20 protein-coding genes are annotated in these 22,937 nt (G+C 49.4%); 6 read left to right on the top strand and 14 right to left on the bottom strand.

Going from position 1 to position 22,937, the window contains the following annotated elements; genetic code table 11:
- Positions 1-278 precede the first annotated feature (278 nt).
- A complete protein-coding gene (locus tag AC6I8K_RS22740; RefSeq protein ID WP_497827705.1) occupies positions 279-2,417 on the top strand; it encodes an AAA family ATPase in 2,139 nt (712 codons plus the stop codon).
- 30 nt (positions 2,418-2,447) lie between these two features.
- On the opposite strand, the gene AC6I8K_RS22735 is transcribed toward AC6I8K_RS22740, so the two are convergent.
- The 6 genes from AC6I8K_RS22735 to AC6I8K_RS22710 all read right to left on the bottom strand — a co-directional run bounded on the left by AC6I8K_RS22735 (position 2,448) and on the right by AC6I8K_RS22710 (position 7,385).
- Positions 2,448-3,452: an Abi family protein gene (locus tag AC6I8K_RS22735; RefSeq protein ID WP_497827704.1), complete on the bottom strand. Its 1,005-nt coding sequence runs from the start codon at positions 3,450-3,452 to the stop codon at positions 2,448-2,450.
- A 154-nt stretch (positions 3,453-3,606) separates the two neighbouring features.
- Positions 3,607-3,843 (bottom strand): hypothetical protein, encoded by a 237-nt coding sequence (locus AC6I8K_RS22730; RefSeq protein WP_497827703.1) that lies wholly within the window; start codon positions 3,841-3,843, stop codon positions 3,607-3,609.
- 12 nt (positions 3,844-3,855) lie between these two features.
- On the bottom strand, positions 3,856-4,839 hold the full coding sequence (locus AC6I8K_RS22725; RefSeq protein ID WP_497827702.1) for a hypothetical protein: 984 nt from the start codon (positions 4,837-4,839) through the stop codon (positions 3,856-3,858).
- Positions 4,836-5,465: a hypothetical protein gene (locus AC6I8K_RS22720; protein ID WP_497827701.1), complete on the bottom strand. Its 630-nt coding sequence runs from the start codon at positions 5,463-5,465 to the stop codon at positions 4,836-4,838. The genes AC6I8K_RS22725 and AC6I8K_RS22720 overlap by 4 nt, the downstream gene beginning before the upstream one ends.
- Positions 5,466-5,480: 15 nt before the next feature.
- Positions 5,481-6,425 carry a hypothetical protein gene (locus AC6I8K_RS22715; protein ID WP_497827700.1) on the bottom strand — a complete coding sequence of 315 codons (945 nt, stop codon included), beginning with the start codon at positions 6,423-6,425 and terminating at the stop codon, positions 5,481-5,483.
- Positions 6,426-7,013: 588 nt separating this feature from the next.
- Entirely contained in the window at positions 7,014-7,385 is a 372-nt protein-coding gene (locus AC6I8K_RS22710; protein WP_049852802.1) for a helix-turn-helix domain-containing protein, read from the bottom strand.
- Between the two features lie 749 nt (positions 7,386-8,134).
- Between AC6I8K_RS22710 and AC6I8K_RS22705 the strand changes: the two genes are divergently transcribed.
- The gene (locus AC6I8K_RS22705) at positions 8,135-9,655 is read left to right on the top strand and encodes a recombinase family protein (protein ID WP_497827699.1); all 1,521 of its coding nucleotides are present in this window, start codon (positions 8,135-8,137) and stop codon (positions 9,653-9,655) included.
- A gap of 710 nt (positions 9,656-10,365) precedes the next feature.
- Here the strand turns inward: AC6I8K_RS22705 and AC6I8K_RS22700 are convergent.
- Both AC6I8K_RS22700 and AC6I8K_RS22695 read right to left on the bottom strand, forming a co-directional pair.
- Complete coding sequence (locus AC6I8K_RS22700; RefSeq protein WP_497827698.1) at positions 10,366-12,723, bottom strand: phosphoketolase family protein; 2,358 nt, start codon at positions 12,721-12,723, stop codon at positions 10,366-10,368.
- Between the two features lie 201 nt (positions 12,724-12,924).
- Positions 12,925-14,709 carry a thiamine pyrophosphate-requiring protein gene (locus AC6I8K_RS22695; RefSeq protein WP_497827697.1) on the bottom strand — a complete coding sequence of 595 codons (1,785 nt, stop codon included), beginning with the start codon at positions 14,707-14,709 and terminating at the stop codon, positions 12,925-12,927.
- A gap of 572 nt (positions 14,710-15,281) precedes the next feature.
- Between AC6I8K_RS22695 and AC6I8K_RS22690 the strand changes: the two genes are divergently transcribed.
- The 4 genes from AC6I8K_RS22690 (at position 15,282) to AC6I8K_RS22675 (ending at position 18,001) form a co-directional block, all read left to right on the top strand.
- Positions 15,282-15,770, top strand: a complete 489-nt coding sequence (locus AC6I8K_RS22690) for a CinA family protein (RefSeq protein WP_483818548.1) — start codon at positions 15,282-15,284, stop codon at positions 15,768-15,770.
- An 837-nt stretch (positions 15,771-16,607) separates the two neighbouring features.
- Complete coding sequence (locus AC6I8K_RS22685) at positions 16,608-16,823, top strand: hypothetical protein (protein WP_497827696.1); 216 nt, start codon at positions 16,608-16,610, stop codon at positions 16,821-16,823.
- A gap of 309 nt (positions 16,824-17,132) precedes the next feature.
- Positions 17,133-17,462, top strand: a complete 330-nt coding sequence (locus tag AC6I8K_RS22680; RefSeq protein ID WP_497827695.1) for a hypothetical protein — start codon at positions 17,133-17,135, stop codon at positions 17,460-17,462.
- Between the two features lie 272 nt (positions 17,463-17,734).
- Positions 17,735-18,001, top strand: a complete 267-nt coding sequence (locus tag AC6I8K_RS22675) for a hypothetical protein (RefSeq protein WP_497827694.1) — start codon at positions 17,735-17,737, stop codon at positions 17,999-18,001.
- A 486-nt stretch (positions 18,002-18,487) separates the two neighbouring features.
- Here the strand turns inward: AC6I8K_RS22675 and AC6I8K_RS22670 are convergent, their stop codons facing one another.
- The 6 genes from AC6I8K_RS22670 to AC6I8K_RS22645 all read right to left on the bottom strand — a co-directional run bounded on the left by AC6I8K_RS22670 (position 18,488) and on the right by AC6I8K_RS22645 (position 22,848).
- On the bottom strand, positions 18,488-18,706 hold the full coding sequence (locus AC6I8K_RS22670; protein ID WP_497827693.1) for a hypothetical protein: 219 nt from the start codon (positions 18,704-18,706) through the stop codon (positions 18,488-18,490).
- A gap of 37 nt (positions 18,707-18,743) precedes the next feature.
- A complete protein-coding gene (locus AC6I8K_RS22665; protein WP_483818544.1) occupies positions 18,744-19,661 on the bottom strand; it encodes a manganese catalase family protein in 918 nt (305 codons plus the stop codon).
- 71 nt (positions 19,662-19,732) lie between these two features.
- On the bottom strand, positions 19,733-20,239 hold the full coding sequence (locus tag AC6I8K_RS22660; protein WP_400459584.1) for a ferritin-like domain-containing protein: 507 nt from the start codon (positions 20,237-20,239) through the stop codon (positions 19,733-19,735).
- Positions 20,240-20,403: 164 nt separating this feature from the next.
- Complete coding sequence (locus AC6I8K_RS22655; RefSeq protein ID WP_483818543.1) at positions 20,404-20,877, bottom strand: YciE/YciF ferroxidase family protein; 474 nt, start codon at positions 20,875-20,877, stop codon at positions 20,404-20,406.
- Between the two features lie 269 nt (positions 20,878-21,146).
- On the bottom strand, positions 21,147-21,311 hold the full coding sequence (locus AC6I8K_RS22650; protein ID WP_323275964.1) for a con-10 family general stress protein: 165 nt from the start codon (positions 21,309-21,311) through the stop codon (positions 21,147-21,149).
- Between the two features lie 343 nt (positions 21,312-21,654).
- The gene (locus AC6I8K_RS22645; RefSeq protein WP_497827692.1) at positions 21,655-22,848 is read right to left on the bottom strand and encodes a zinc-dependent alcohol dehydrogenase; all 1,194 of its coding nucleotides are present in this window, start codon (positions 22,846-22,848) and stop codon (positions 21,655-21,657) included.
- Between the last annotated feature and the right edge of the window lie 89 nt (positions 22,849-22,937).

Below are 22,937 nucleotides of genomic sequence, written 5' to 3'. Positions count from 1 at the left end.
AGCACTAACTTTCGGACAGGGATTATATAGCATGTACGAAACCGGTCATATTCATACACCCTCACATCACCTTCTCACGACCTGCGTGACAAAAAATTTATTACAAGCAAACATTCCTGATGAGAAACAATTTCTCAGCTACTTATTAATCGCTGCGAACGCCGGTATGCTTTACCTGAAAATGAAACAGTGCTTATATATTCTGGCTTCAGCATGATTAATTAATCGGGCCTGTAATTCAGGGATCCGCTCAGTGTCTTTGCCGTAAAGGATTGGGTATGGAAATTGAAATTAATAGCTGCAATAACATCGATAAAGCAAATATCACTCTGGCCGAGAATAAATTAAATATTAAATTTGCGCCTAATGGTACCGGAAAAAGCACCATTTCCCGCGCGATTCAGTGCACAGTCAACGGGGATGAGCAGGGGTTGAGTGACCTGCTTCCGTTCAGATATCGTGGTTCTAATCCTGATGCAGTCAGGCCAGCGGTAACCGGCGCCGATGGTCTGCAGAACGTCATGTGTTTTAATGAAAAATATGTCGATCAGTTTACTTTCCAGCCGGACGAACTCGTAAGCAACAGTTTTGATATTTTCATCAAAAGCGAAGCGTATCACGAGACCGAACGTGAAATCGAAGCCATGGTCGTGGCCATACGGCAGCAGTTTGCTGATAACGCCGGCCTTGAAGAATTCATCACGCACTTGGGGGAGCTCAGCGCGGCGTTCAAACTGAGCAGTACCGGAATTGCAAAAACTTCCACAGGAATGAAGGGCCTGTCTGCCGGTAACAAGCTTCAGCACATTCCTGAAGGCCTGGAACTGTATAAGCCATACATCCAGAGTAAAAGCAGCGTGGAGTGGATTGAATGGCAGACACGGGGGTATGAGAAATTCTCTACGCTTTCTGAAGGCTGCTGTCCGTTCTGCACCGGTGACTCACGTGAAAAGGCCGAGCAGATCAGCCGCGTTAGCACAGAATATGATAAAGCCATTATTAAAAACCTGATCGGCCTGATTGGGGTGCTGGATAAACTCGGCGAATATTTTTCCGAGCCTGCCCGCGCCCGCCTCGCTGACATCACAACACGAAAAAGCGGGCTGGAAAAACAGCACGAAGAATATCTTGTGACGGTGAAGAAACAGACAGACAGCCTGATTGGAATGCTGAATACCCTGAAAACCCTCAATGGCTTTACGTTCAGCGCGTCCACCAACGTTAAGGCGGCGCTGGAAGCCTGTCGCCTGGACGTGAAGTTTTTCCCGGAACTGCAGTCAGATAAAACGGCCAGCACCGTGGCCAGCCTTAATGCCTCCCTGGATGACCTCACGACGCAGGCCGGGCGCCTGCAGGGACAAATCAACAAGCAGCGCCAGGGCATGCAGAGGCTGATCCTCAAGCATAAAACCGACATTAATACCTTTCTGGCTTACGCTGGCTATCGTTATCAGGTGGATATCTCGGGAGAAGGCGATAAATGCCGGCTTAAGCTGCGCCACGAAGATTTTGACGGCTACGTCAGCGGCGGCAGCCAGCATCTCAGCTATGGTGAACGTAATGCCTTTGCCATCGTCCTCTTCATGTACGAATGCCTGGCTAAGAAACCGAATCTGATCATTCTTGACGACCCGATTTCATCGTTTGATAAAAACAAAAAGTTTGCCATTCTGGAGATGCTGTTTCGCCGCAATGCCGGTGAATGCCTGAAAAACGAAACGGTACTGATGCTGACTCACGACGTTGAACCCATTATTGATACGCTGAAGTCCGTCAGGAAGCTGTTCAGTAATCTGGTTACGGCCTCACACCTCCGCTATAGCTCAGGCTGCATCACCGAGCAGCTGATCGGCGAAAGCGACATCCGCACCTTTGCTCAGATCTGCCAGTCCGTTACTGACTCTGACAGTGAAGACGTGATAAAGCTGATCTATCTTCGCCGGCATTATGAAATTATGGACGACCGCGGTGATGCCTATCAGGTGCTGTCAAATCTCTTTCATCACCGGGAAACGCCCATTGACAGCCGTGAACCCGTTCAGCAGGGAATGGGATATCCTGAAATGGCCGCAGAGAAAGTCGCTAATGGCTGCGAGGCAATTGCCTTACGTATACCCGGATTTGATTACGCAGCGACTCTTGTGCAGCTAACGGACCCGAATCGTGTTCGTGCGCTCTATTCTCTCTGCCGGAGTGGCTACGAGAAACTGCAGGTGTTCAGGCTGCTTCAGACCGGACTCGAAAATGCGGTCATACGTAAGTTCATGAACGAGACCTACCATATTGAAAATGAATTTATCTGTCAGCTGGATCCCGCCCGGTTTGATCTCATTCCTGAATATGTCATCAGAGAGTGCGATGCGCTGATACTCCCTCCTCCGTCTGCGAATGACGATGCTATGGAAGAAATTGCCTGACTCGTCGGAGTCATAGGGCGGTTACACGCTTCAGTTTTCAATCCGGTTCCAGTCAGGTCCTATCACAGCCAGCAGGCGGTTACGATCCGTTATCCGGATTGTTTTCCCCTGCTGCAGCGACCGGATAAGCTTTCTGGCCTCGCGGCTGGGCCTGACGTTCAGGGTAAGCGTAACGTTGTCACGTTCTGTGTAACATTGCAGTCCCTCACGCGTGGCCAGCGTTTCAAACCGCACGTGGTGACCTTCCGTCATAAAGGTGGCGTGACGCGCCGGGCTTATCCAATGAAGGGCCTCCAGCACGTCGTCCCACGCCCTGCGTAGCAGCTGCAGCGAAGCGTTCAGCCCATAGACGGGGCGCCCATAGTCGGGCTTACCGTTTACGCCCAGCTCCTGAAACTTCCACACGGCCTCGTGGTGTGCCAGCCGGTTGCGAAGATCGCGAATGCGGGTGAACTTGTCTTCAATATGATGCCGGCGGATCCCCGCTGGTCGTGCAGGGAACACGTCTGCTGTCAGGTGCGGCCACAACAGCGAGAGGTTTCTCGGCTCTTCGTACTCCGCCGTGAGCAGATTAGTCCAGAATCCGAAATCGAGCCCGGAAATAACACGCTCGGGCGTAAGGTCCTTACCGGCATCTTTGATGCGCTTTGACACCCTGCGCACGCAGTCCTCTTCCCAGGCGGTAAAGTGATACATCGGCCTGCCGTCCGGAAACGTCCGGGGTTTTCCCTGCCTGTCCGTTTTAAATCTTTTGCCCTGGCGGGCGTAAGTTTTATCACCCATATAACGCGGCAGATCGTAGATCCAGTATGCATCAGTCCGCCACTGTCTGGCCGCGCCCGGCGGCGGGTTATTGCGGATGGCAAAGTCAATAGCGTTGCGCAGCGTCACTTCCAGGCAGTGCATCAGCGGCTGCATGGCCGCCGAAAGCGCCTTGTTCCAGTTGTAGCCGCCGAGCGCCTCTTCAGGCTTCAGCTTGAGTACGTCCGTGTAAATTTTCAGGCGCTCTTTTGAAATGTAGTCTTCAAGTTGCATGCCGCCTCCGCGACGCTTTAAAGAGATAAGGTTGACGCTTTCGTCAGACGGGAGTAAATTAAGCACCATCAAGGCGCGGACTTCTTCGGACCCGTGCGTTTAAGTTAGTATCGGAAAAGCCATCTCTCGGGATGGTTTTTCTCGTTCTGGGCTCTCAGAAAAGCGGCCAGTCAAAAGGCTTTATCCGCATGGCCCTGCGCAGTTCATCGGCCATTGCCTGAAAAGCCGCTTCGGACTTCAGGCTGAAAAGAGAACGGTGGAGCGCCAGCGCCGTATCCGGGGCCTGGTCATAGTAGTCCAGCAGCGCATGCTCAAAATCACACAACGACTCAGGGTTGTTCACTTCCAGAATGGTTTGCTTAAGTGATGATTCATACCTGACTTCAGCCATCTTATTTCCCACTTATTTTTGGTCATCAGTTTCGGACTTGCAGCCTTTAGCCGGGTCGTTAAATTTGAGAATGTAGCTGAACAGGGCGATGCGGGTCAGGGTTTCCACCTCGTTCAACAGCCGGATTTCCTTCATTGAGAACCCAGACAGAGAGCGATCCAGTTCCAGTATCTGGCCGGCGTGGGATATTAGGCTGCGCTGTTCATAAAAGCGCTTGATAAGTTCCTGCGCAGCTTCTCCGACAAACTCCTCTTCCGTGTGGTAATACCCGCGGACGTTATGCTCCCTGACAAAATTTTCCTCAGAGTAAATTTCCATGAAGTCCCTGAAGCGCCGGGTAACGCTGTAGCGTGGCTGACCGCAATTTTTGCACTTCTCAACCACAAAACCCTGGCGTTCGCCCTCAAAAAAGACCAGATTTTCAATGGAGGATATCAGGCCGACAAAGCCCATGCTGGCAGAATTCAGTATCAGCCTGCGCATTTTCTGATGCAAAAAAAGAGACGCATTGATGCGCTCGCGCGTGTCCGTGTCCATGTCGAAGTAGTTGTCCAGTAAAGCCACAGCCTGACTCTGCAGGGACACAAATTCCGGACCTGCATTCATCCGATTTAGGATTCGGGCCTCACTGAAGCGCAAGGGATAACGCGCATCCGGCGTGCTGAACGCCTCAATCCGTTCCTGCGGGCCAGGGCGGACGCTCATTCCGTCTGATGGAACCCAGGTGATGCAGCTGGTGATAAGCTGTAACAGGGCTGTAATCTCCTGCAGCAAATCGAGATGCCCGTAGCCCTCACCGAAAATATTGGTCCGTTCTTCTTCCCCGTCCTTCGGCGGCAGCCGGTAACGGTCATTGTACTCAATAATGACCGGCTGACCGTGTTCGCTCTGGTTGTTTACCGGTCCGGGATAAATCTGAAACACGTCCCGGTACCTGAAATAACCGGCCATCATTGAACCCATGTGGAACACTGAACGGTAGATTTTGTTCGTCATGATACTGATCCGCCTGTTTCCCGGGAGAAACTGGCCAGCAGGGCCGCAATCAGTTGTTGTGGTACCTGAGCCAGATCGGCATCTGCAAACGTTGCCGCTGTCATGTTGCTGAAAACCGGCTCCACGCCGCGCAGATGACGAATGGCATCTGGCTCCACTTGCAGCAGCTGGCGTACGTGCGACGCTGCGTCGCGATAGCGCTGATCTTTGGTATAACCCGCCTTATTTTTCTCCCCTAACCACTCTTCAATAATATCTTCTGAGAAAGCCGTGGCGAGACCTTCTTCTATGACCTTTGCTTCACCAAGCTTGACGGGCGCAAGCAGGTGCACGCACTCGTGCGCCAGCTGATAAACCGCACGCTTTTCGTCAAAGAAGGTTTCATGCCCGAGCCTGATGGTAATATCCCCGCGCGGAGGATCCTCATTTCCGCCCGGAAACCAGATGCTAGGCACACCCTCGCAAAACTCCACACCCAGCAGCGTCCAACGGTCATCACGTCTGCCATAACGTTTCTCCATTTTAACTATGCATCTGCTCATTCGGCCGGCCAGTGTAAAACTCCAGCGGTTTTGTGGCTGAGGAACGGTGAACAGGTGGTCCGGAATGTCGTATTCGTTATTCATGTCCTTCTCCTATGGTTACTGACTGCCTGACCGTTCATTTTCATGAGCCCGCATCTCCTTATCTATCACTCCGGACAGCTGCTCTGCCAGCCTGTCCAGAGACGTACTGTTTTCCCTTTCAGTACTTCCGTTTGAATACATATAGAATTCGCTGTAGCCGCTGTAGAACCGGAAACCCAGTTCATACTGCAGTGTCTCCGGGTTGCGGACGGGGCCGCCGTAAACGCTGCCTGGCGTGAAGACCCTGCCCCGGGCTTGTGGAAAAGGCAGCGGTACGCCTTCCAGCACGTGTTCGGCTGAAGCAGACTTCGTGGTCATTCTGACGACCCAAGCACCGTGCATGTAATCATCCGGCTGAACAATAGCCATCGTGACGTGCTGCCCGCGGAACACTAACTCACGGACCGGCTCCGGGCGTGGCAGCACGTTCGCCTCGCGCAGAACGGACTGCATATGCGCGAGCTCGCTGCCAAAATCCTGCAGAGCCGACTCATACTTTGCCATTTCTTCCTCTGCGGGCGGCAGCAGGGAGATACCCGACACAGCATAGTCGCAACGGGTCAGCTGAAAATTGACGCGGGGCAGCATGTGGCGCGTGGCTGAAGCTGTGCCTTCTTCTTCGGGCTCCGACTCCAGCCGCCAGCCGTTAAGCAAAATTTCGCCCTTCAGACGGGAGAATTCCAGTTTCAGCTCATCCAGAGCCGGTCCGTTCTCTGATGCCAGCGCGGTCTGGATTGCTTTCAGCTTACCCAGCGCGTCGGCAAACTGCCCTGCTATCTTGACGATCGCATCTGTGGTCGTATAGACGCGCGTTTCCGTTTTAAATGGCGGTCGCCCGTGCTGGGCCAGGTACTGCCAGCAGAGCGTGATGTACTGCGTGGCGTTCAGGTTATGCTCTCGCAGGACGCTGTCGCCCTGGTCCTTCAGTATGTCAGATAACTTTATGTTAATTGCAGCCATTTTTTTACCCCTGTGATTTTCATTAAGGTTAAAGCTATACACACTTTAAAGTGTAGTAAATACGCTACATTATTTATTTTTTGTTTTATTTACCTGCCCCATGCGTGTATGTGCTTTCAGGCGAGGGTCCGGAAAAAGGCAGAATCTGAAGTGGAGTAGATTATTGATATTATTTATAATAACATCATAAGTGGTTAAGTATTGACCAGTGTATCGATCCGGAAACGTCAAAAAAAATAGAATTTACGGAAGACTAATTTGTGGAAAGGGCTGTTTATAAATCTCTTAATAAACAGCTAATTAAGAAAAATACATGTTTAAAATGCGACAAACCGAAAGTTTTCGGAAGCAGAGGGGAGTGCGATTTAGCTTACAGCTGGAGTCCAAACATTAAACCAAAGAGCGTTGCGGTGACCTATCGTTAAAAAACATCCAACATATTGACATTTCACATAATTATGATTTAGCGCACCTTAATAAGCTATTGATCTTATTCCATAATTAATATTATGTGTGCTTAGCCATAGTAGCAAAGTCATTACTTCAGCTCGCTTTTAACGCCTGCGATGGCGCGGGTACCATATTACCTCATTCATCTGTTAACTGCGCTGGCACACAACCGTACAACGCGGCCAGCTTTACAATAGTAGAAAAGTGAGGTTTCGACCCTCTTTCGATCGCCGAAACAGTAGCCTGTGTAATACCCATCGCCTCAGCAACCTGTAACTGAGTTAGATTGCGGTAAAGACGCCACGCAGCACGAAGTGTGACGCCTTTTTCAATTGAGATGTTCATTACTATGCCAGGAACCTTCGATTCCTCATTAAGACCTGCCGGGTGAGGGACTGAATCCCAGAGTTCAGGAAGCCAGTTGTCGCTGATGAGTTTTTCGAATAATTCAATGGGTACGATTGCCGCTTTACGTTTACCGGAGCTATCAGTAATAAATTCAATTTTCATGTATAAATTCCAATTAATTCAGCAGGCGAGTTCAAGATATGTATATTTATCCACAAAACGCGCTGGCTCAGCAATAAATCCTCAGTTTCACGGAATTATTCAGACTTATCGAATATAATGCCTCAAAAGCCTCATCCAAGCTGGTATTACCATGCAGTCTGAGATATCAACCACTCCAATCCATCTTCGCCCTAGCTGGCCGGGCTCATCATCTCAATAAGTCCGCTAATGTACCTGTGCCGCTAACAGTGAATTATTGGTCTTTAGGATGGCCAGTATGGCATGCGGAAAAAGTTACTTAAGTATTTCGACGCAGGTAAACAGACGAAACAATACCTCATCAATTATTAAAATGTCTCAAATAAGAAAATAGTACAATTATTTTCCGTTATCCTTTGCCACCTTATCGCTGATAATGTTGTCCGCCGAACACAAGGCACCAGCAACTACTTCATGAGGCTGATACTCTCCTGAAGCAACATTCAGGATATTTCTGTTAAGTATGCTCTTACCTGCCGGGAGTCGATTGACGTTTTAAAATCTACTCGTAACTCAGTTATGACCTAAGTCTAATGGGTAACTAAGGCCGCTATAGGACTGAAAAAATCCAGAAATTGAACTCACCAGGCATTTCCGGCCTAACGTTTTGCTATATTGCTTCCGATGACCTTATGCGTATCTCAACGCAACAGAACGGCAATCTTGCATGCAGATGCCCTCACATATTAATGCTCGCTGTGGAGATCGTTATGAAAAGGGCGATTGCCTATCTGCGTTTTTCCTCACTGACACAGCTTCAGGGCGACTCCGTCCGCAGGCAGAAAAGACTAATTGATGAATGGCTGAAACAACACACTGACTACTACCTCGATCCGGTGACGTTTGAGGACCTCGGCCTCAGTGCCTGGCGCGGTGAGCATGCTGCCCGGGGCGCCTTTTCCGCGTTCATGGAGGCAGTGCAGCGTAACCTCATAGAAAGCGGCAGCGTGCTGCTTATCGAAAGCCTGGACAGGTTGTCGCGCGAAAAAATCGGCGATGCAACCGGTCGGCTACACGCAATTCTCAAGGCTGGGATCGATGTCGTGACCCTCAGCGACAGCACGCATTATACTCGTGATTCGCTAGACGATCCCTTTGCCATCATCAGGGCTATCCTGATCGCTCAACGTGCGAATGAAGAAAGCGAGATTAAGTCAAAGCGTATGCGCGCGGCGTGGGCTGAGAAACGCAGGGAAGCGGCGCAGAGCGGCCGCGTGATGACGACCAAATGCCCTTACTGGCTCAGGGTTAATGACGCGCGCGACGGTTTTGACGTACTGGAAGACCGGGCAGAGGTTATACGGCAGATTTTTCGCTTACGCCTGGATGGGCTGTCTTACGGAAGAATCAGTCGCGAGCTTAATGAAAGAGGCATTGAGAACCTCAAAGGCAAAGCCTCCCAGTGGCATTCTGCTTCTGTCGAGCGCCTGATTAAGAAGAAATCCGTCATCGGGGTCTTGCAGTCTTCCCGGCACCTCATCGTCTCCGGCGTTAACGAAATTCCCGGCTATTACCCTGTAATAATTGAGAAAGACGATTTTGAGCGCGCCCAGCTGATAAATTTTGAGCCTGAAAGCAGGAAAGACAGCAATTTCAATCCTTACCTTATAAACATATTCAGAAGCCTGATGCGCTGTAAACAGTGTGGCCACTCCATTATTCTGTCCGGCATCTCGGCGAAAGGTTACGGGTACTATGTCTGCGCCATGCGCCGGGAAAACCGCTGTCAGTCGGCCTATCTCCGCCGGGATCTAACCGATCGTTTTCTCATATCAGGCCTGTTAAAAGGAGCATCCGGTATGTTTACCCAACAGTCTGAGGCGGACCGGCTGTCGGTTATGGCATCACGAAGAGATGAGCTGGCCGGCAGGCTCCAGAACATCATTACGGCCATTGAACACGCACAGGATGTGGCCGAGCTGAGCATGCGGGCAAAAGCGCTGTCGGCTGAAATCAGGCAGCTTGAAAGAGAGATGACATTGTCAGACGGTGAGAAAAATATCAGAGCAGCAATCCCTGAAAACTGGATAAATATCGGAGAGCGCAGAGAATGGCAGCGGCTTGCCCGGAAAATGGTGCGCATTATTAAAGTAGACGCGTCTGCAAAAACCTGTGATATATACCTCATTAATGGTATGAACATAATTAATTATCCGCTGGCGAGGCCGGTAGCGTGGTCTGGTATTGTGGATGCCATGGCCTGGTCAGACGAAAAAGAAATTATCCTGTGAACATCCGGTAAAATAATTTTCCGCATCGGTCCCGGACCGCGGCATAATATGCCTGCGGTCCGGGAAATATCGTCATGCGTTTTTTTCTCTCGCCTGATGTCATTCTCTCTGCGTCACGTTCACCCGCTGCCTTCATTTTCCGGGTGGCCACTGTATTCGTGGTGAACACATTTTCAATGTAACGCGCAATGTTCAGTAAACCTTCCTGGAGGGGGGCCGCATTTCTTTCTCAGGCGCGGGCACAGGATCGTCTTTCACGTTATCTTTCCTGCGCCAGGCATTCAGCCAGGAGTGCCTGGTCCGCCACCTGCCCCGCCTTTTTTCCACTCTTTCCTTCTGCGTCAGCGAGTTACGCGGCGATCGGGGCCTTAAACGCGCGCGCACCCCGCTGTTTAATTCGCGCCGCCAAGGTTATTTTCCGTATACGGGAAAAAGCCGGAACGGATCCGCATAGGATCGATTTATTCCTGTTGATTATTATTCCCAAACATAAATACAAATAAAACATGAACATACTTAGCATAGTTATGATTTTGCAGACTTTTTTAATTCATTGATAATAAACAACAAAGCACCTTAATGCGCTTTTGTATTTTCAAGCTCATAGTATTTCCTGCCCGGTATTACGGATAGCTAGTCTTATTAAGGCATAATCACTGACTGTGAGATTTACCCCCTACTCGTATGCGGATACGTCTATTCCAATTAATCTATTCAGTCCCCGCCCATGTCCAGTTTTTTACTTCAGGCAGATCGTCCCCATTCTCCCGGACATATCGATGATGTTCAGCAATACGTTCCTGAAGATCGTCAAGCAGTTCTGGATGGTGGTCAGCCAGCCCCGGCACATGAATTATCGCTGCCTGTACCAGATGATAGCGATCCAGTTCGTTCAGCACGGTCATATCGAAAGGTGTGGTTGTAGTCCCTTCTTCATTGAATCCATGCACATGGAAGTTTCGATGATTGTTACGCTGATAAGTGAGTCGGTGAATTAAGCTGGGATAACCGTGGAAAGCAAAGATCACCGGCTTGTCGCAGGTAAATAAGGCATCAAATTCAGCCTCCGATTTGCCATGTGGATGTTGTTCCTGTGTCTGCATTGCAAGCAGATCAACGACATTCACAACGCGAATGCGTAAGTCAGGCAGATAGGCGCGTAATAAATCGACTGCTGCCAACGTTTCCATTGTTGGTACATCGCCAGCACACGCCATAATGACATCGGGTTCACCCGCGCTGCTGGCCCATTCCCATACTCCCATTCCTGCTTCACAGTGAGCAATCGCGCTGTCCATATCCAGCCACTGAGGCGAAGGCTGCTTACCGGCCACAATCACATTGATGCGGTCCCAGGTACGCAGACAATGATCGCCCACCCACAGAAGCGTGTTGGCATCCGGCGGAAGATAAATTCGTACTATATCGGCTTTTTTATTGGCGACGTGATCGATAAAGCCCGGATCCTGATGGCTGTAACCGTTATGATCCTGTCGCCAGACGTGGGAAGAGAGCAGGTAATTGAGTGATGAAACAGGCTTCCGCCAGCCCAGTTTGCGCGCCACTTTAAGCCATTTCGCGTGCTGATTAAACATTGAATCCACAATATGGATAAAGGCTTCATAGCAGTTAAACAGTCCGTGGCGGCCAGTAAGCAGGTAACCTTCGAGCCATCCCTGACACTGATGTTCACTAAGAATTTCCATCACCCGTCCATTACGGCCTAGTTGTTCATCATAATCTTTGAGAGATTCCATCCAGGTACGGTCTGTGACATCGAAGACCGGTGAGAGTCGGTTTGAAGCCGTTTCATCCGGGCCAAACAGGCGAAAGTTATCGTGGTTGCGTCTGAAAATCTCGCTAAGATAACGGCCAAACTGTTCAGTCGCCTGACCACTGGTGCTACCGGGTTGACCAATCTCAAGCGCAAAATCATGGATGTCGGGAGTCCTGAGCTCGCGTCGCAGACGCCCTCCATTTGCATAAGGAGACGATCCCATACGTTTGTTGCCCACGGGTACAAGCGCCCCCAGCTCGGGTTTAAGCCTGCCACTGATGTCGAACAATTCCTCTGGCTGATAACTGCGCATCCATTTTTCAAGTATCAGACGATGCGATTCGTCCTCCCTGCACGCAGCAACGGGTACCTGATGCGCGCGCCAGAAGTCCTCCACTTTTTTTCCATCAACTTCCTGCGGCCCGGTCCATCCTTTAGGACTGCGCAAGACAATCATGGGCCATCGGGGAACGGCCGCAGTTGCACTCCCGTCGCGCGCTTGATCCTGAAATTCAGCAATGCTTGTGAAAGCCAGATCCAGCGCCTTTGCCATTTGCCTGTGCATATCGGCAGGTTCATGGCCGCAGACAAATAGTGGTTCATAGCCATAGCCGCTGAAGAGTTGCTTCAGGTCCTCATCACTGCTGCGTCCAAGGATGGTGGGGTTGGCGATTTTATAACCGTTAAGATGCAGAATGGGTAATACAGCCCCATCACGCCTGGCATTGAGGAACTTAATACCGTGCCAGCTAGCCGCCAGCGGGCCGGTTTCTGCTTCTCCGTCGCCTATAACACAGGGCACGATAAGGTCTGGGTGATCGAAAGCCGCTCCGAAAGCATGTGACAGCGAATATCCCAGCTCTCCCCCCTCATTAATGGAGCCTGGAGTCTCAGGCGCTGCATGACTGGGTATACCGCCGGGGAACGAAAACTGTTTGAAAAGACGCTGCATTCCGGCTTCGTCTTCACTGATGTGGGGGTAAACTTCACTGTAGCTTCCCTCAAGCCAGGTGTTTGCAACCATCCCAGGCCCACCGTGGCCCGGGCCACAGACATACAGCAAATCCACATCGCGCTGACGGATAATTCGGTTCAGATGGGCGTAGATGAAGTTCAGACCAGGGGTGGTTCCCCAATGACCCAGCAATCTGGGTTTAATGTGCTCAGGCAGAAGGGGGGAGCGCAATAGCGGGTTGCTCATCAGATAAATCTGCCCCACCGAAAGATAATTCGCAGCGCGCCAGTATTTATCCAGCAGTTCCAGCTCATTAGTCATGGATTCCTGAGTCATCGTCTTTCCCTTCAACATTGTCATTCTTTAACCCTAATAGAGGATCGGAGATGACGCGAATGCGGGAGTGACGGATTCATAATTATTGAGACCCTGGAGCGTGAGGATGGCTTGATGGAGCCAAGCGAGCATGAATGACCGAGGAAATGAGTATCTGCATTAGCATGTTCAGAGGCCTGGCTTCTGAACATGCTACCTATCTTAATTACTCTTCTTTGAAAAGAGCTGACTGGCTGTATCTTTTATCACCTGTGATGCCCCGCGGTCACCTTTTGCCATGGATGACATAAAGGCTTTCGCCTGCTGAAAAGTAATGTGGGGCGGAAGCGGTGCTATTTCTGGATCAGTTTTAACTTCGAGGACAACCGGACGATCTGCGCTCAACGCGCGCTGCCATGCACTGGCAATTTGCTCAGGGTTATCAACGTAAATGCCTGTCAGCCCCAGAGAGGCTGCAAATTCTGCGTATTTTACATCCGGTAGCTGTTGTGTGGCATCAAAACGCGGATTACCTTCCATTACGCGCTGCTCCCATGTCACCTGATTCAGATCCTGATTATTGAACACGCATACAATCAGGCGCCCGTCAGACCACTGCTTCCAGTATTTCTGTATAGTGATCAGCTCCGCCATATTATTCATCTGCATGGCGCCATCCCCCACCAGAGCAACCACCGGCCGTTCCGGATGCGCGAACTTCGCCGCTATGGCATAAGGAACCGCGGCTCCCATACAGGCGAGTCCGCCTGAAAGCGTGGCACGTTGCCCCTGTTTAACGCGATAGTCGCGAGCGAACCAGTTAGCGCAGGAGCCCGAGTCCGACGTCACGATTGCATTGTCAGGTAGCTGCGGTGACATTTCCCACACTACCCGTTGAGGATTTACAGGGTTTGCCGGCGCAAGGGCGCGTTCCTCCATCTGCTTCCACCACGCCTGAATCTGTACAGCAATATCCTCCTGCCAGCTACGGTCTTCTTTATGCGTGAGCAAAGGCAATAATGCACGAAGGGTTTCTGTTGCATCACCATGGAGATTGACCTCACAGGGATAGCGCAGTCCGAGCATGGCGGGATCGATATCAATCTGGACGGCCCGCGCCTGGCCTTCTTCTGGCAGAAACTCCGTCCAGGGGAATCCGCTACCGATCATGAGCAGCGTGTCGCAGTTTTGCATAAGTTCCCACGAGGGTTTTGTGCCCAGCAGACCAATTGAGCCCGTAACAAAAGGCGCATCGTCCGGCAGTACATCTTTTCCGAGCAGGGCTTTGGCCACGCCTGCACCCAGGATATTTGCCGCCTGTACCACTTCTACCGCGGCATTCCGCGCGCCTGAACCTATAAGGATCGCGACCTTTTTACCTGCGTTCAGTATCTCTGCTGCGCGCGCCAGATCGGCCTCATAGGGGATCACTTTAGGGCGCTGATAACCACTTCCTGAATGCGTAAAGCCATGGAGGTGTTGTGGCGGCTGCCATTCTTCATCCTGGATATCTTTTGGGATGATGAGGACAGCCACACCATTCTGCGCTTTAGCAATACGCACACCCCGGTCGATCAGATGACGCACCTGAGCGGGAGACGCCGCTTCCTGCACGAAATTAGCCACATCTGAAAAAATCCGGTCCAGATTCATTTCCTGCTGATAACTCGCCCCTCGGGCGGTTGATTCTGCCTGACCAGCAATCGCTAATACGGGGGCATGATCCATTTTTGCATCATACAGTCCCGTCAGCAGATGGGTTGCCCCGGGCCCTCCCGTGGACAAACAAACACCAATCTCTCCGGTAAATTTTGCATGGCCTGCAGCCATAAACGCAGCCATTTCTTCATGGCGAACCTGAATAAACTCAATACCCTCCCCTTTTTTATCGGCGCGTTGAATAGCGCCAAGTACGCCATTAATGCCGTCGCCAGGATAGCCGTAAATGCGCGTCACGCCCCACTCTTTCAGGCGCTGAACAAAAAAGTCACTGGTTTTCATTTTCATCGTTACTTTCCCCTTAAAGGATGCTGCGAACATAAAGGATAGCCAATGGGTATGAGTCAGGAGAGGTTGGTTACATTCGGCTTCTGGTAGTAAACGAAGCAGACCCGCAACCGGAGCCTCCCGATAACTTTCCAGGGGAAATTAAAAGAATGTTTTTCAACTGTATGCCATAGACATGGGTTTAAAATTCAGAAGAAACTTCGTCTGCGTTCTCACGTTCTTTGTCAACAAGTGCATGTCTCCACTTAGGCGCGTTTGGAGGTGCAACTGATGTATCTCTGTATCGGTTTGATGGCTGAGGTGGGTTTTAGTGAATATTCCGGCAAACTCTGGGTAAACAAGGTTGATTGTGAACCATTGCAACACAACGAAGCAAAGGCTGTAATGAAGAGGTGACCATTTGCTAATGAAAGCAGATACACTTAATGAAATGCATAATTTTTAGGCGGCACCAGGACTAAATCGGGAGGAGGTAAAATATCTCCTGGGTGGTACGACATGCCTGCAGTAATCGTAAACTTCGCGCTTTTCTAGATATAATTTAAGCATCATTATTATTCAGGACTCACGCTATGAATAACCAACTAAAGATTGCCGCCGAAAAATTAGGTACAACGCTGAAAACTAAAAGGCTGACTATTACTACAGCAGAATCTTGTACGTCCGGATGGGTTGGCGCAGCGCTGGCCGCTGTGAAAGACAGCAGCGCTTTTTATAGCAGTGGATTCATAACTTATACCGACCAGGCAAAACACCGGGTTCTTGCTGTTACGGAAGAAACCCTACGGCATCATTCAGCCGTTAGCGAAGCTGCGGTTAAAGAGATGGCCTGCGGAGCTAAGCGTCTGTCAGGTGACGATATCGGAATTGCCGTGAGCGGTTATGCCGGTCCAGCAGGTGGCGCTGATGGAACACCCGCGGGAACAGTCTGGTTTGCCTGGTGCCTTAAGGATGACAGCGTTCTGACATCCCGACAAATGTTCTCAGGTAATAGTGAAGAAGTGGTCATAAAGGCAACGTTATTCAGTATCAATGAACTACAGGGTTTACTGAACTCTTGAAAACGGGTAACTCTGCAGCTCTGAATCAGGATAAATTTCATTTTTAGCATGAAAATACATGCAGTTAAGAACATTCGCTTTCTTAAAATCCCTTTGAAGGAATAGTGAGAAGCGTCTTTCGCCGTAGCAAGATTTTTTGGAATTTTAAAAAAAAAATCCCGCCGGAGCGGGAGCCATATAAATGACAACACAGGGAAGCACTTTTGAGCTGGATTTTTTGCAGCTTTGCTTATCTCTGTCAGCTCTTTAAAGAGATTAGCAATACTTAACGCCCCTGCATTAAAGTCTTGATATAATATCACTGAATTGACTCTAATTAAGATTATTCTGAGCCCACTTTAAGCGAAGCAAATTTTATCCTTTCGTTCTAAGTCTTGAGCGTGAATTTTAAACCTGTATTGCCAGTACATTTCAATCGGCAGGGAGCTGAGCGAACAACCGCTTTGTGAAAGTCTGCTTTTACCCTGTAATGCTTAGTCTGGTGAAAAAGCGGAACGGAATATTTAAATAATACGTTAATGAATTCCTAAAAGTTGCGTCGCGGCTCATTTACAACTTGGCCCATCTATGTAAAATACATGGTCATAATTTAACACTTCTTAAAACTTAGTTTTGACAGTAAGCAACCGGCTTATGGCTATATAATCATCGATCAACGCAAATTATTCGCGTTATGATACAAACGCAATACTTCACCAGATAAGATAATTAACAGCTTAAACCGAAACGACATGATGAAACGGCTGTCGGCAGATAACACTTTTTTGGTTATAGGCGTTTCGGTAATCCCCACAACGTTATAAACATCAGTTTTCAAGACAGGCATGAACGAACAGTATGAACACAGATCAGAAAGCACGTCATAAATTAATTGAGCTTGCTATTGGTAAGGCGGTAAGTGACTTAATTGAAAGAGGCCTTCCGGTGAGCCATGAAAATATTCTCTATGAACTTGAGAGGGTGAAATCCAGATCTCGCGATCTCTCCACAAAGTCTGTCTTGCAGGAAGCGGCACAACGCCTCCGAGTTGGACACCAATCAAAACCAACATGAAGTAAGAAGGTTAGTGGCTTTAGCAGAAAGTGACGCACCGGTTATTCACACATACTTCGGGACAGTCCCAGAGCAGAAGTGCCGGGAGGAGAATGAGTGACAGATATAACCGGTTTTTTTGCTCACTGGCCTGCCAATAAGCCTATCTCTGACAAAACATACTAAAAATAAAATGATATAAGTGGTTTAGCCTGAATGACATTAACGCATTGTTTAAAAAGAACTTTATTTATTATGACGCCATATCGGAAGGTATAATGAAATATTGGCATGCTTTGAACCAATCTATGCATGCTAAACCATTAGCTCATGTCTCTCGTTGAGGAAGAACCGCTCTCACCCGGCCTGAACCACCGCTATAAAACAGATTATCCACAAAAAGCATGGGTGATACTGCTTCCCGGAGAAATTCATGACGCACCCATAGGACTGGCGACCGGCATTGAGATTTTCAGAACCCGCCATACCATCTTCATACTGATTGATCGCCTGCGGTGGGTTAACATCTTTTTTGAGGCCGATGTGTTTTTTCGATCGCATTCAGGGCCATCAGAAAAATCTGCCTCTAAGCTGTGTCTCACCACCTTACTAACGTTAGATCTAACAGGATGCTGCTCTCATGATAAACTTGCCAATTGAATGCAACTTTTGTATAACTCCTGTTTACTATGCATCATGCCCTTTCAAAATTAATTTTAAAAATTATGCTTTCAGCTTTCATTTTTTCTTAATTTTTTAATGAGGTAACCAATCAAATTAAATGTCATTGAAGCTATACTTTTTGCTGCCGCTATATTTTTTCTGCTGATGGCTTGGCTTGCAGACAGGTATTTATAAAATTCATTTTTCCGCGGCTCTTTTTTATTAACACGTTAATAATACTGAATTTTTATACAACAGGGTATGTAGAAATGTTTAAACCAGTTAGCCAAAGCCTGATTGATCATCTGATTGGTGAAGCCACGCTTATCCTTATTAGCGAAAAAAACGGTCTAAGCCTGCCGAACCTCCTTAATGAACTTCACCAGATGGCGACCGTTGAGAAATGTGATACACGTAAAGCCGCTTTCAGTTGTGCAATCAATGATCTGAGCAGGTTTATTATTCCGTTAGCAGCCAGCAAAACTGTCTCCAAGCGTTTTGAACCTATACACCAGACTGAAAAAATCATTCACTAACGTGCTGATCCCAGACTGCATGTAAAATGCCATTTCATCAACCAGACTCAGCTGCATTTACGAACCGTTATGTAGCGGATAAGCTAGTGCCAGGCTACTGCCTTTTCTGGCAAGAAGGACAACGCACATAGCCCCGAATGATCTTTACCCATACTTATCTTTAAGGCTTCAGTGATTAGGAGATAATGACGAGTATAAACATTCCAGCAGCCGGCATAGTGAAAAAAATATCCCCTATACGGTTAATTGACCGGATAATTTGCTGCCGATAAGCATTCTAACGTGATTAGCCATACTCGCTCATAACCACAGGAAATGTGTGCTTGCCTTTATAAGCGCTCGCTGTCTAAGATTGTTTGCAAAAAAAAACCTCCGGCGAGGGAGGCTGAAACTGAGCTTCAGTAAGTTTACTCATCCAATCTTCAGATAATCATACAGGCACTTTTCCGGCATCCCTTACATGATCTTTGCGCCTTAGCCAACGTTTCATCCGCGAATATATCCTGTACAGATGTTACGAAGCGTGGCGACATGACGGGCAAAATCTTCCTGTACATCCCTGCACAATGTATTAACTGAGGCACCTCCATCTTCATTAATGATGACGCGTTCCCCCTCTTCGTACAGATCATCAATATCACTTCGTGAAAGACCGGAAAGGAGCTTTTCAGGACTGCTAAAAAAATACCTGATGGAATTTAACATTCATTATCCTTTATCAGTCATGTTGGAGAACACACTTCTATTTTTTAGGCGGCTTTTTTACAGGACGCTGAGATGCGGCTTCATTTTCAATCGGCGGGACGGCTCCTAAATCGGTTCCCGTTACTGGATTTACCTGCCGATCGGAAGCCGTTCGTGCCGCCAGCGCTTCAACTGCTGCCTGTTGCCCTGCGGGCAGTTTGACGCTTGCTGTTCCGTCGCCGCCATCTACCGCGGGTGATGGATCGGCTACATAGGTGAAGTTTTCGTCAGAGTTCCAGCTTCCCCTGAACTCACCGCCTTCGGACATGTTGTAATAGACGCTGGCATATTTTTCAATCGGCGGGAGTTTCCCTGGCGGGAAGTTATTCTGAATGGAGTAAAGCGCCTTTTCGAAGGAAATCTGATGCGCGACTTCCCGGGTCATCAGAAATCCCAGCGCGTCCTTCACCCCGGGATCGTCGGTCATATTGATGAGGCGTTCATACAGAATTTTGGCGCGCGCCTCTGCTGCAATGTTGGAACGTAGGTCGGCCGTGACTTCACCAATGGTATCGACGTAGGCGGCGGTCCAGGGAACGCCGGCAGAATTCGTTAAGGCGGGGCCACCACCATAGAGCAGAGAGGTCAGATGACTGTCATTACCGTTGCCGGTAATGGTTCTGTACAAATCGCCCTCTTTTTCCGTGCCTTCAGCGAGGTCACCTTTTGCACCCTTATTGAGCATACCTACCAGCGAACCGATGATCTCCAGATGACTCAGTTCTTCCGTGGCTATATCCATCAGCATGTCCTTGCGTCCAGGATCTTCATCGCTCAGCCCCTGAGTAAAGTAGCGGCATGCCGCGGCCAGTTCGCCCTGAGGGCCGCCAAACTGCTCAAGTAATAAATTAGCGAGCCCCGGGTTAGGCCCCGCAACGCGTACCGTGTACTGCAGTTGTTTTACATGTCTGAACATTGCTCACTCCTGTTAACCGGTATGTTACGGACGAAAAAATGCCCGCCTTGAGCGGGCAGAAGAACACAGGATTATTTTTTTGCTTCCACACCGGGCGTGGCAGAGCGGATCATAAATTGCTCCGTCACGTCAGGCAGGTGCTGCAGGCACCATTCGGCCATGGCAATCTCCTGCTCGCGGATTTGAGTAAAGATGCGTACGCCCTCGGCATCACCAACAAGTTTTGCGGCAGCAATGAGCGACGTATAGCTACCGATTTCAAGGTTCTCAAAAACGTAGCCGCTGATGGCGCCTTTTACTACTTCATCATCAGCCATCATGCCGCCCATAGCCTGTCCCATAGCCGACAGTTTACCCATCGCATCCTTAAGGGTAGAGCTAGATGTGTCATAGCGTTCAATAACAGACTGGACGAGGGCCTGCTGTTCACGCGTTTCTTCAATATGCTGATCGATACGCGCCTTTAAGTCTGGATAATGCTCAAGCCGGCCGGACATTTTTTCAAGCATGCTTTCCGCCTGCTTTTCCATCGCATGGGCATCTTTCACCCAGGCCAGATAGTTCTCTTCATTCGTCATGGAATACCTCTCAGGTTAACTATGTTCCCCGTTCAAAACTGACACCGGGTTCAGGGCCTGGGACCTGATTATTTACCGTAGCCCTTCTCGTATGCGCTTCGAGCGTTTGTTGTCATTGCTACAAGCGTGAAAGCGCGAAATGCGGTAATGCTGGCGCTGACGGACTATTGCTGGTCCGCAATGATGGTCAGCTTTTCGTCAGTCGCTTTTTCTTCCTTAAGCGTTTCTGCCAGCAGGCGCGCCGCTTCCTTATATCCAAGCTTGGTGGCCAGTGCATGCAGCGTCCCGTAGGTGGCAATTTCATAGTGCTCAACCTTCTGAGCGGCACCTATCAGCCCGGCATCCCGTACGGGTCCCGCCTCAACCGAATCGATTATTTCCTGCGCTTCTTCTGCAAGGCCCTCTAAGGCATGACACTTCATGCGTTTTATCTTCACGCCTTCAGTACTCTCAACCAGCTGATCGATTCGCTCAATCTGTCCGCGGGTTTCTTCAAGGTGCTGCTCAAACGCCGCAATCAGCTTTTCATCCGAGGCAGCTCTGGCCATTTTCGGCAGAGCACGGGTGATTTGCTTTTCAGCACTGTAGATATCTGACAGATCATGAATAAATAAATCTTCCAGCGTTTTAATCGTCATAATGTTCTCCGTAGATGTAGGGGCATCATGTTTGAATATTATTTAGCATCAAGGTAAATCTTAGATTACTATTTGAAATGCGGAAGATAAAAAGGGAAAAAAGAATTGATTGGGAATAATCTTAAGTGGTGGGAAATACAATTCCTGTAAATTGCAGGCAAGATGAAAAAGTGTTTCAGTAAATATTTTAAGCCTGCCTCACCATCCGGTGAGGCAGGCTCTTGTTTAGCAGCCAAGGGCCACTGTGCAGCATTCCCTTGCGTTACCGCCTAGCTGCGGTGGCTGTTCTGTCCACCTTTCTTACCGGCTTCAGAAGCCTTTTCACGGTCGTTCTGGAAGTTACCGCCACGGTGCTGTCCGCCTTTTTTACCGGCTTCAGAAGCTTTTTCACGGTCTTCGGCAAAGTTGCCGGAATTGCCACGATGCTGAGTCATAATAATATCCTCTTCGTGTTAGAATTTAACACCAGCCTGAATACACCATCTTTTTCAGATAGCAGCCCGGTGCGCGTTCTGCAGAGTAAATATTAGCAACCAATACAGGATGTGCAAATAATTTTTCGAAAAATCAGAGGTGGTTAATCATCAAATATCTCACGCTTCGTTAATTTATGATTAATGATTTAAAATGGTTTCATTTATACCAATAATAACATTCTGATTCGCGGAGATTAATTAAGTAGGCTCCTGACATAGACATCGTCAAACTTAACCTGGGGAGCAGAATAAGAGGGTCAGTCCCCGCTAAACCTGCAGCGGGGAGACGTTCCTGTTCAATTCATAGCGTTGCGCTGGCGGCAGGCATTCCCGGCACGAGTATCACTTTCCGGCATTCTTCCTGCCTTTTCTCAAATATCTCATACCCACGGGCGGCATCCTCAAGTGGAAGGTGATGAGTAACGATCTCCTCAGGCTTAAGATGTCCCTGTTCAATCAGGGCAAGAAGATCCGGCAGGTAAGCATGCACGTGCGTTTGCCCCATCTTAAAGGTTAATCCCTTATCAAAGGCGTCGCCAAACAGAAAGCCATGAATGAATCCTGCATAGACGCCAGGCACGCTTACCGTTCCGCCCCGGCGCACCGCGGCAATACACTGACGCAGCGCTTTGCCACTGCTCCCTTCAATTTTCAGGTTAGTGAGGATGGTTTCAGTCATGCTTCCTTTCGCTTCAAAGCCTACCGCATCTATAACGGCATCCACGCCCCGTTTACCGCGGGTATTTTCGATTATCCACGCCGCAGGATCGTCCACTTTGTCAAAGTTGACGGGAATAACGCCGTAACGAGCCCGGGCAAACTCCAGCCGGTAATCGTTGTGATCAATCATAAATATCTGTTCAGCGCCCTCGAGGCGTGCGCAGGCTGCGCTTAAAAGCCCCACAGGGCCTGCACCAAAGATGGCAACGCTTGAACCTTTCTTCACCTCGGCATTTTTAACCGCTTGCCAGGCCGTTGGCAGGATATCCGAGAGGAAGAGAACTTTTTCATCTGACAGCGTGTCCGGCACCTTAAAAGGACCTGTATTCGCTTTGGGCACGCGTACATACTCCGCCTGCCCTCCAGGGATCCCACCATACAGATCGCTGTAGCCAAACAGCGCTGCCGGCGGGGTAATATTCTTGCGATTGAGGGCTGCGCCTTTTCCGCTGTTGGTATTCTCGCAGGCTGCATACTGGCTGAGGTGGCAGAAGAAACAGTCGCCGCAAGCGATCACAAACGGTATAACCACGCGGTCCCCCTTGCTTACAGCCGTCACCGCCGTCCCTGCTTCGACAACCTCCCCCATAAATTCGTGGCCGAAAATATCGCCATGGTGGGTTCCCGGAATTTTACCCCGATAAAGGTGGAGATCAGAGCCGCAGATTGCGGTAGCGGTTACGCGAAGAATAATATCATCCGAAGCCTGGATCTCCGGATCAGGCATGGTGTCTACGCTGACTTTATGGGGGCCATGGTAAGTAAGGGCTTTCATATTTTTGCAGTCCTTTCTGAGGTATCCCTGCTGGCCCCGGGCTGTGAGCGGAGGGTATACCGCTGAAGCCTGAGGCATGGCTGCCTGGA

Source organism: Pantoea sp. X-Soil-ISGK-421 (assembly GCF_059730785.1).
The sequence above is the reverse complement of the archived record's forward strand: the minus strand, read 5'-3'. Positions and strand labels throughout refer to the sequence as shown.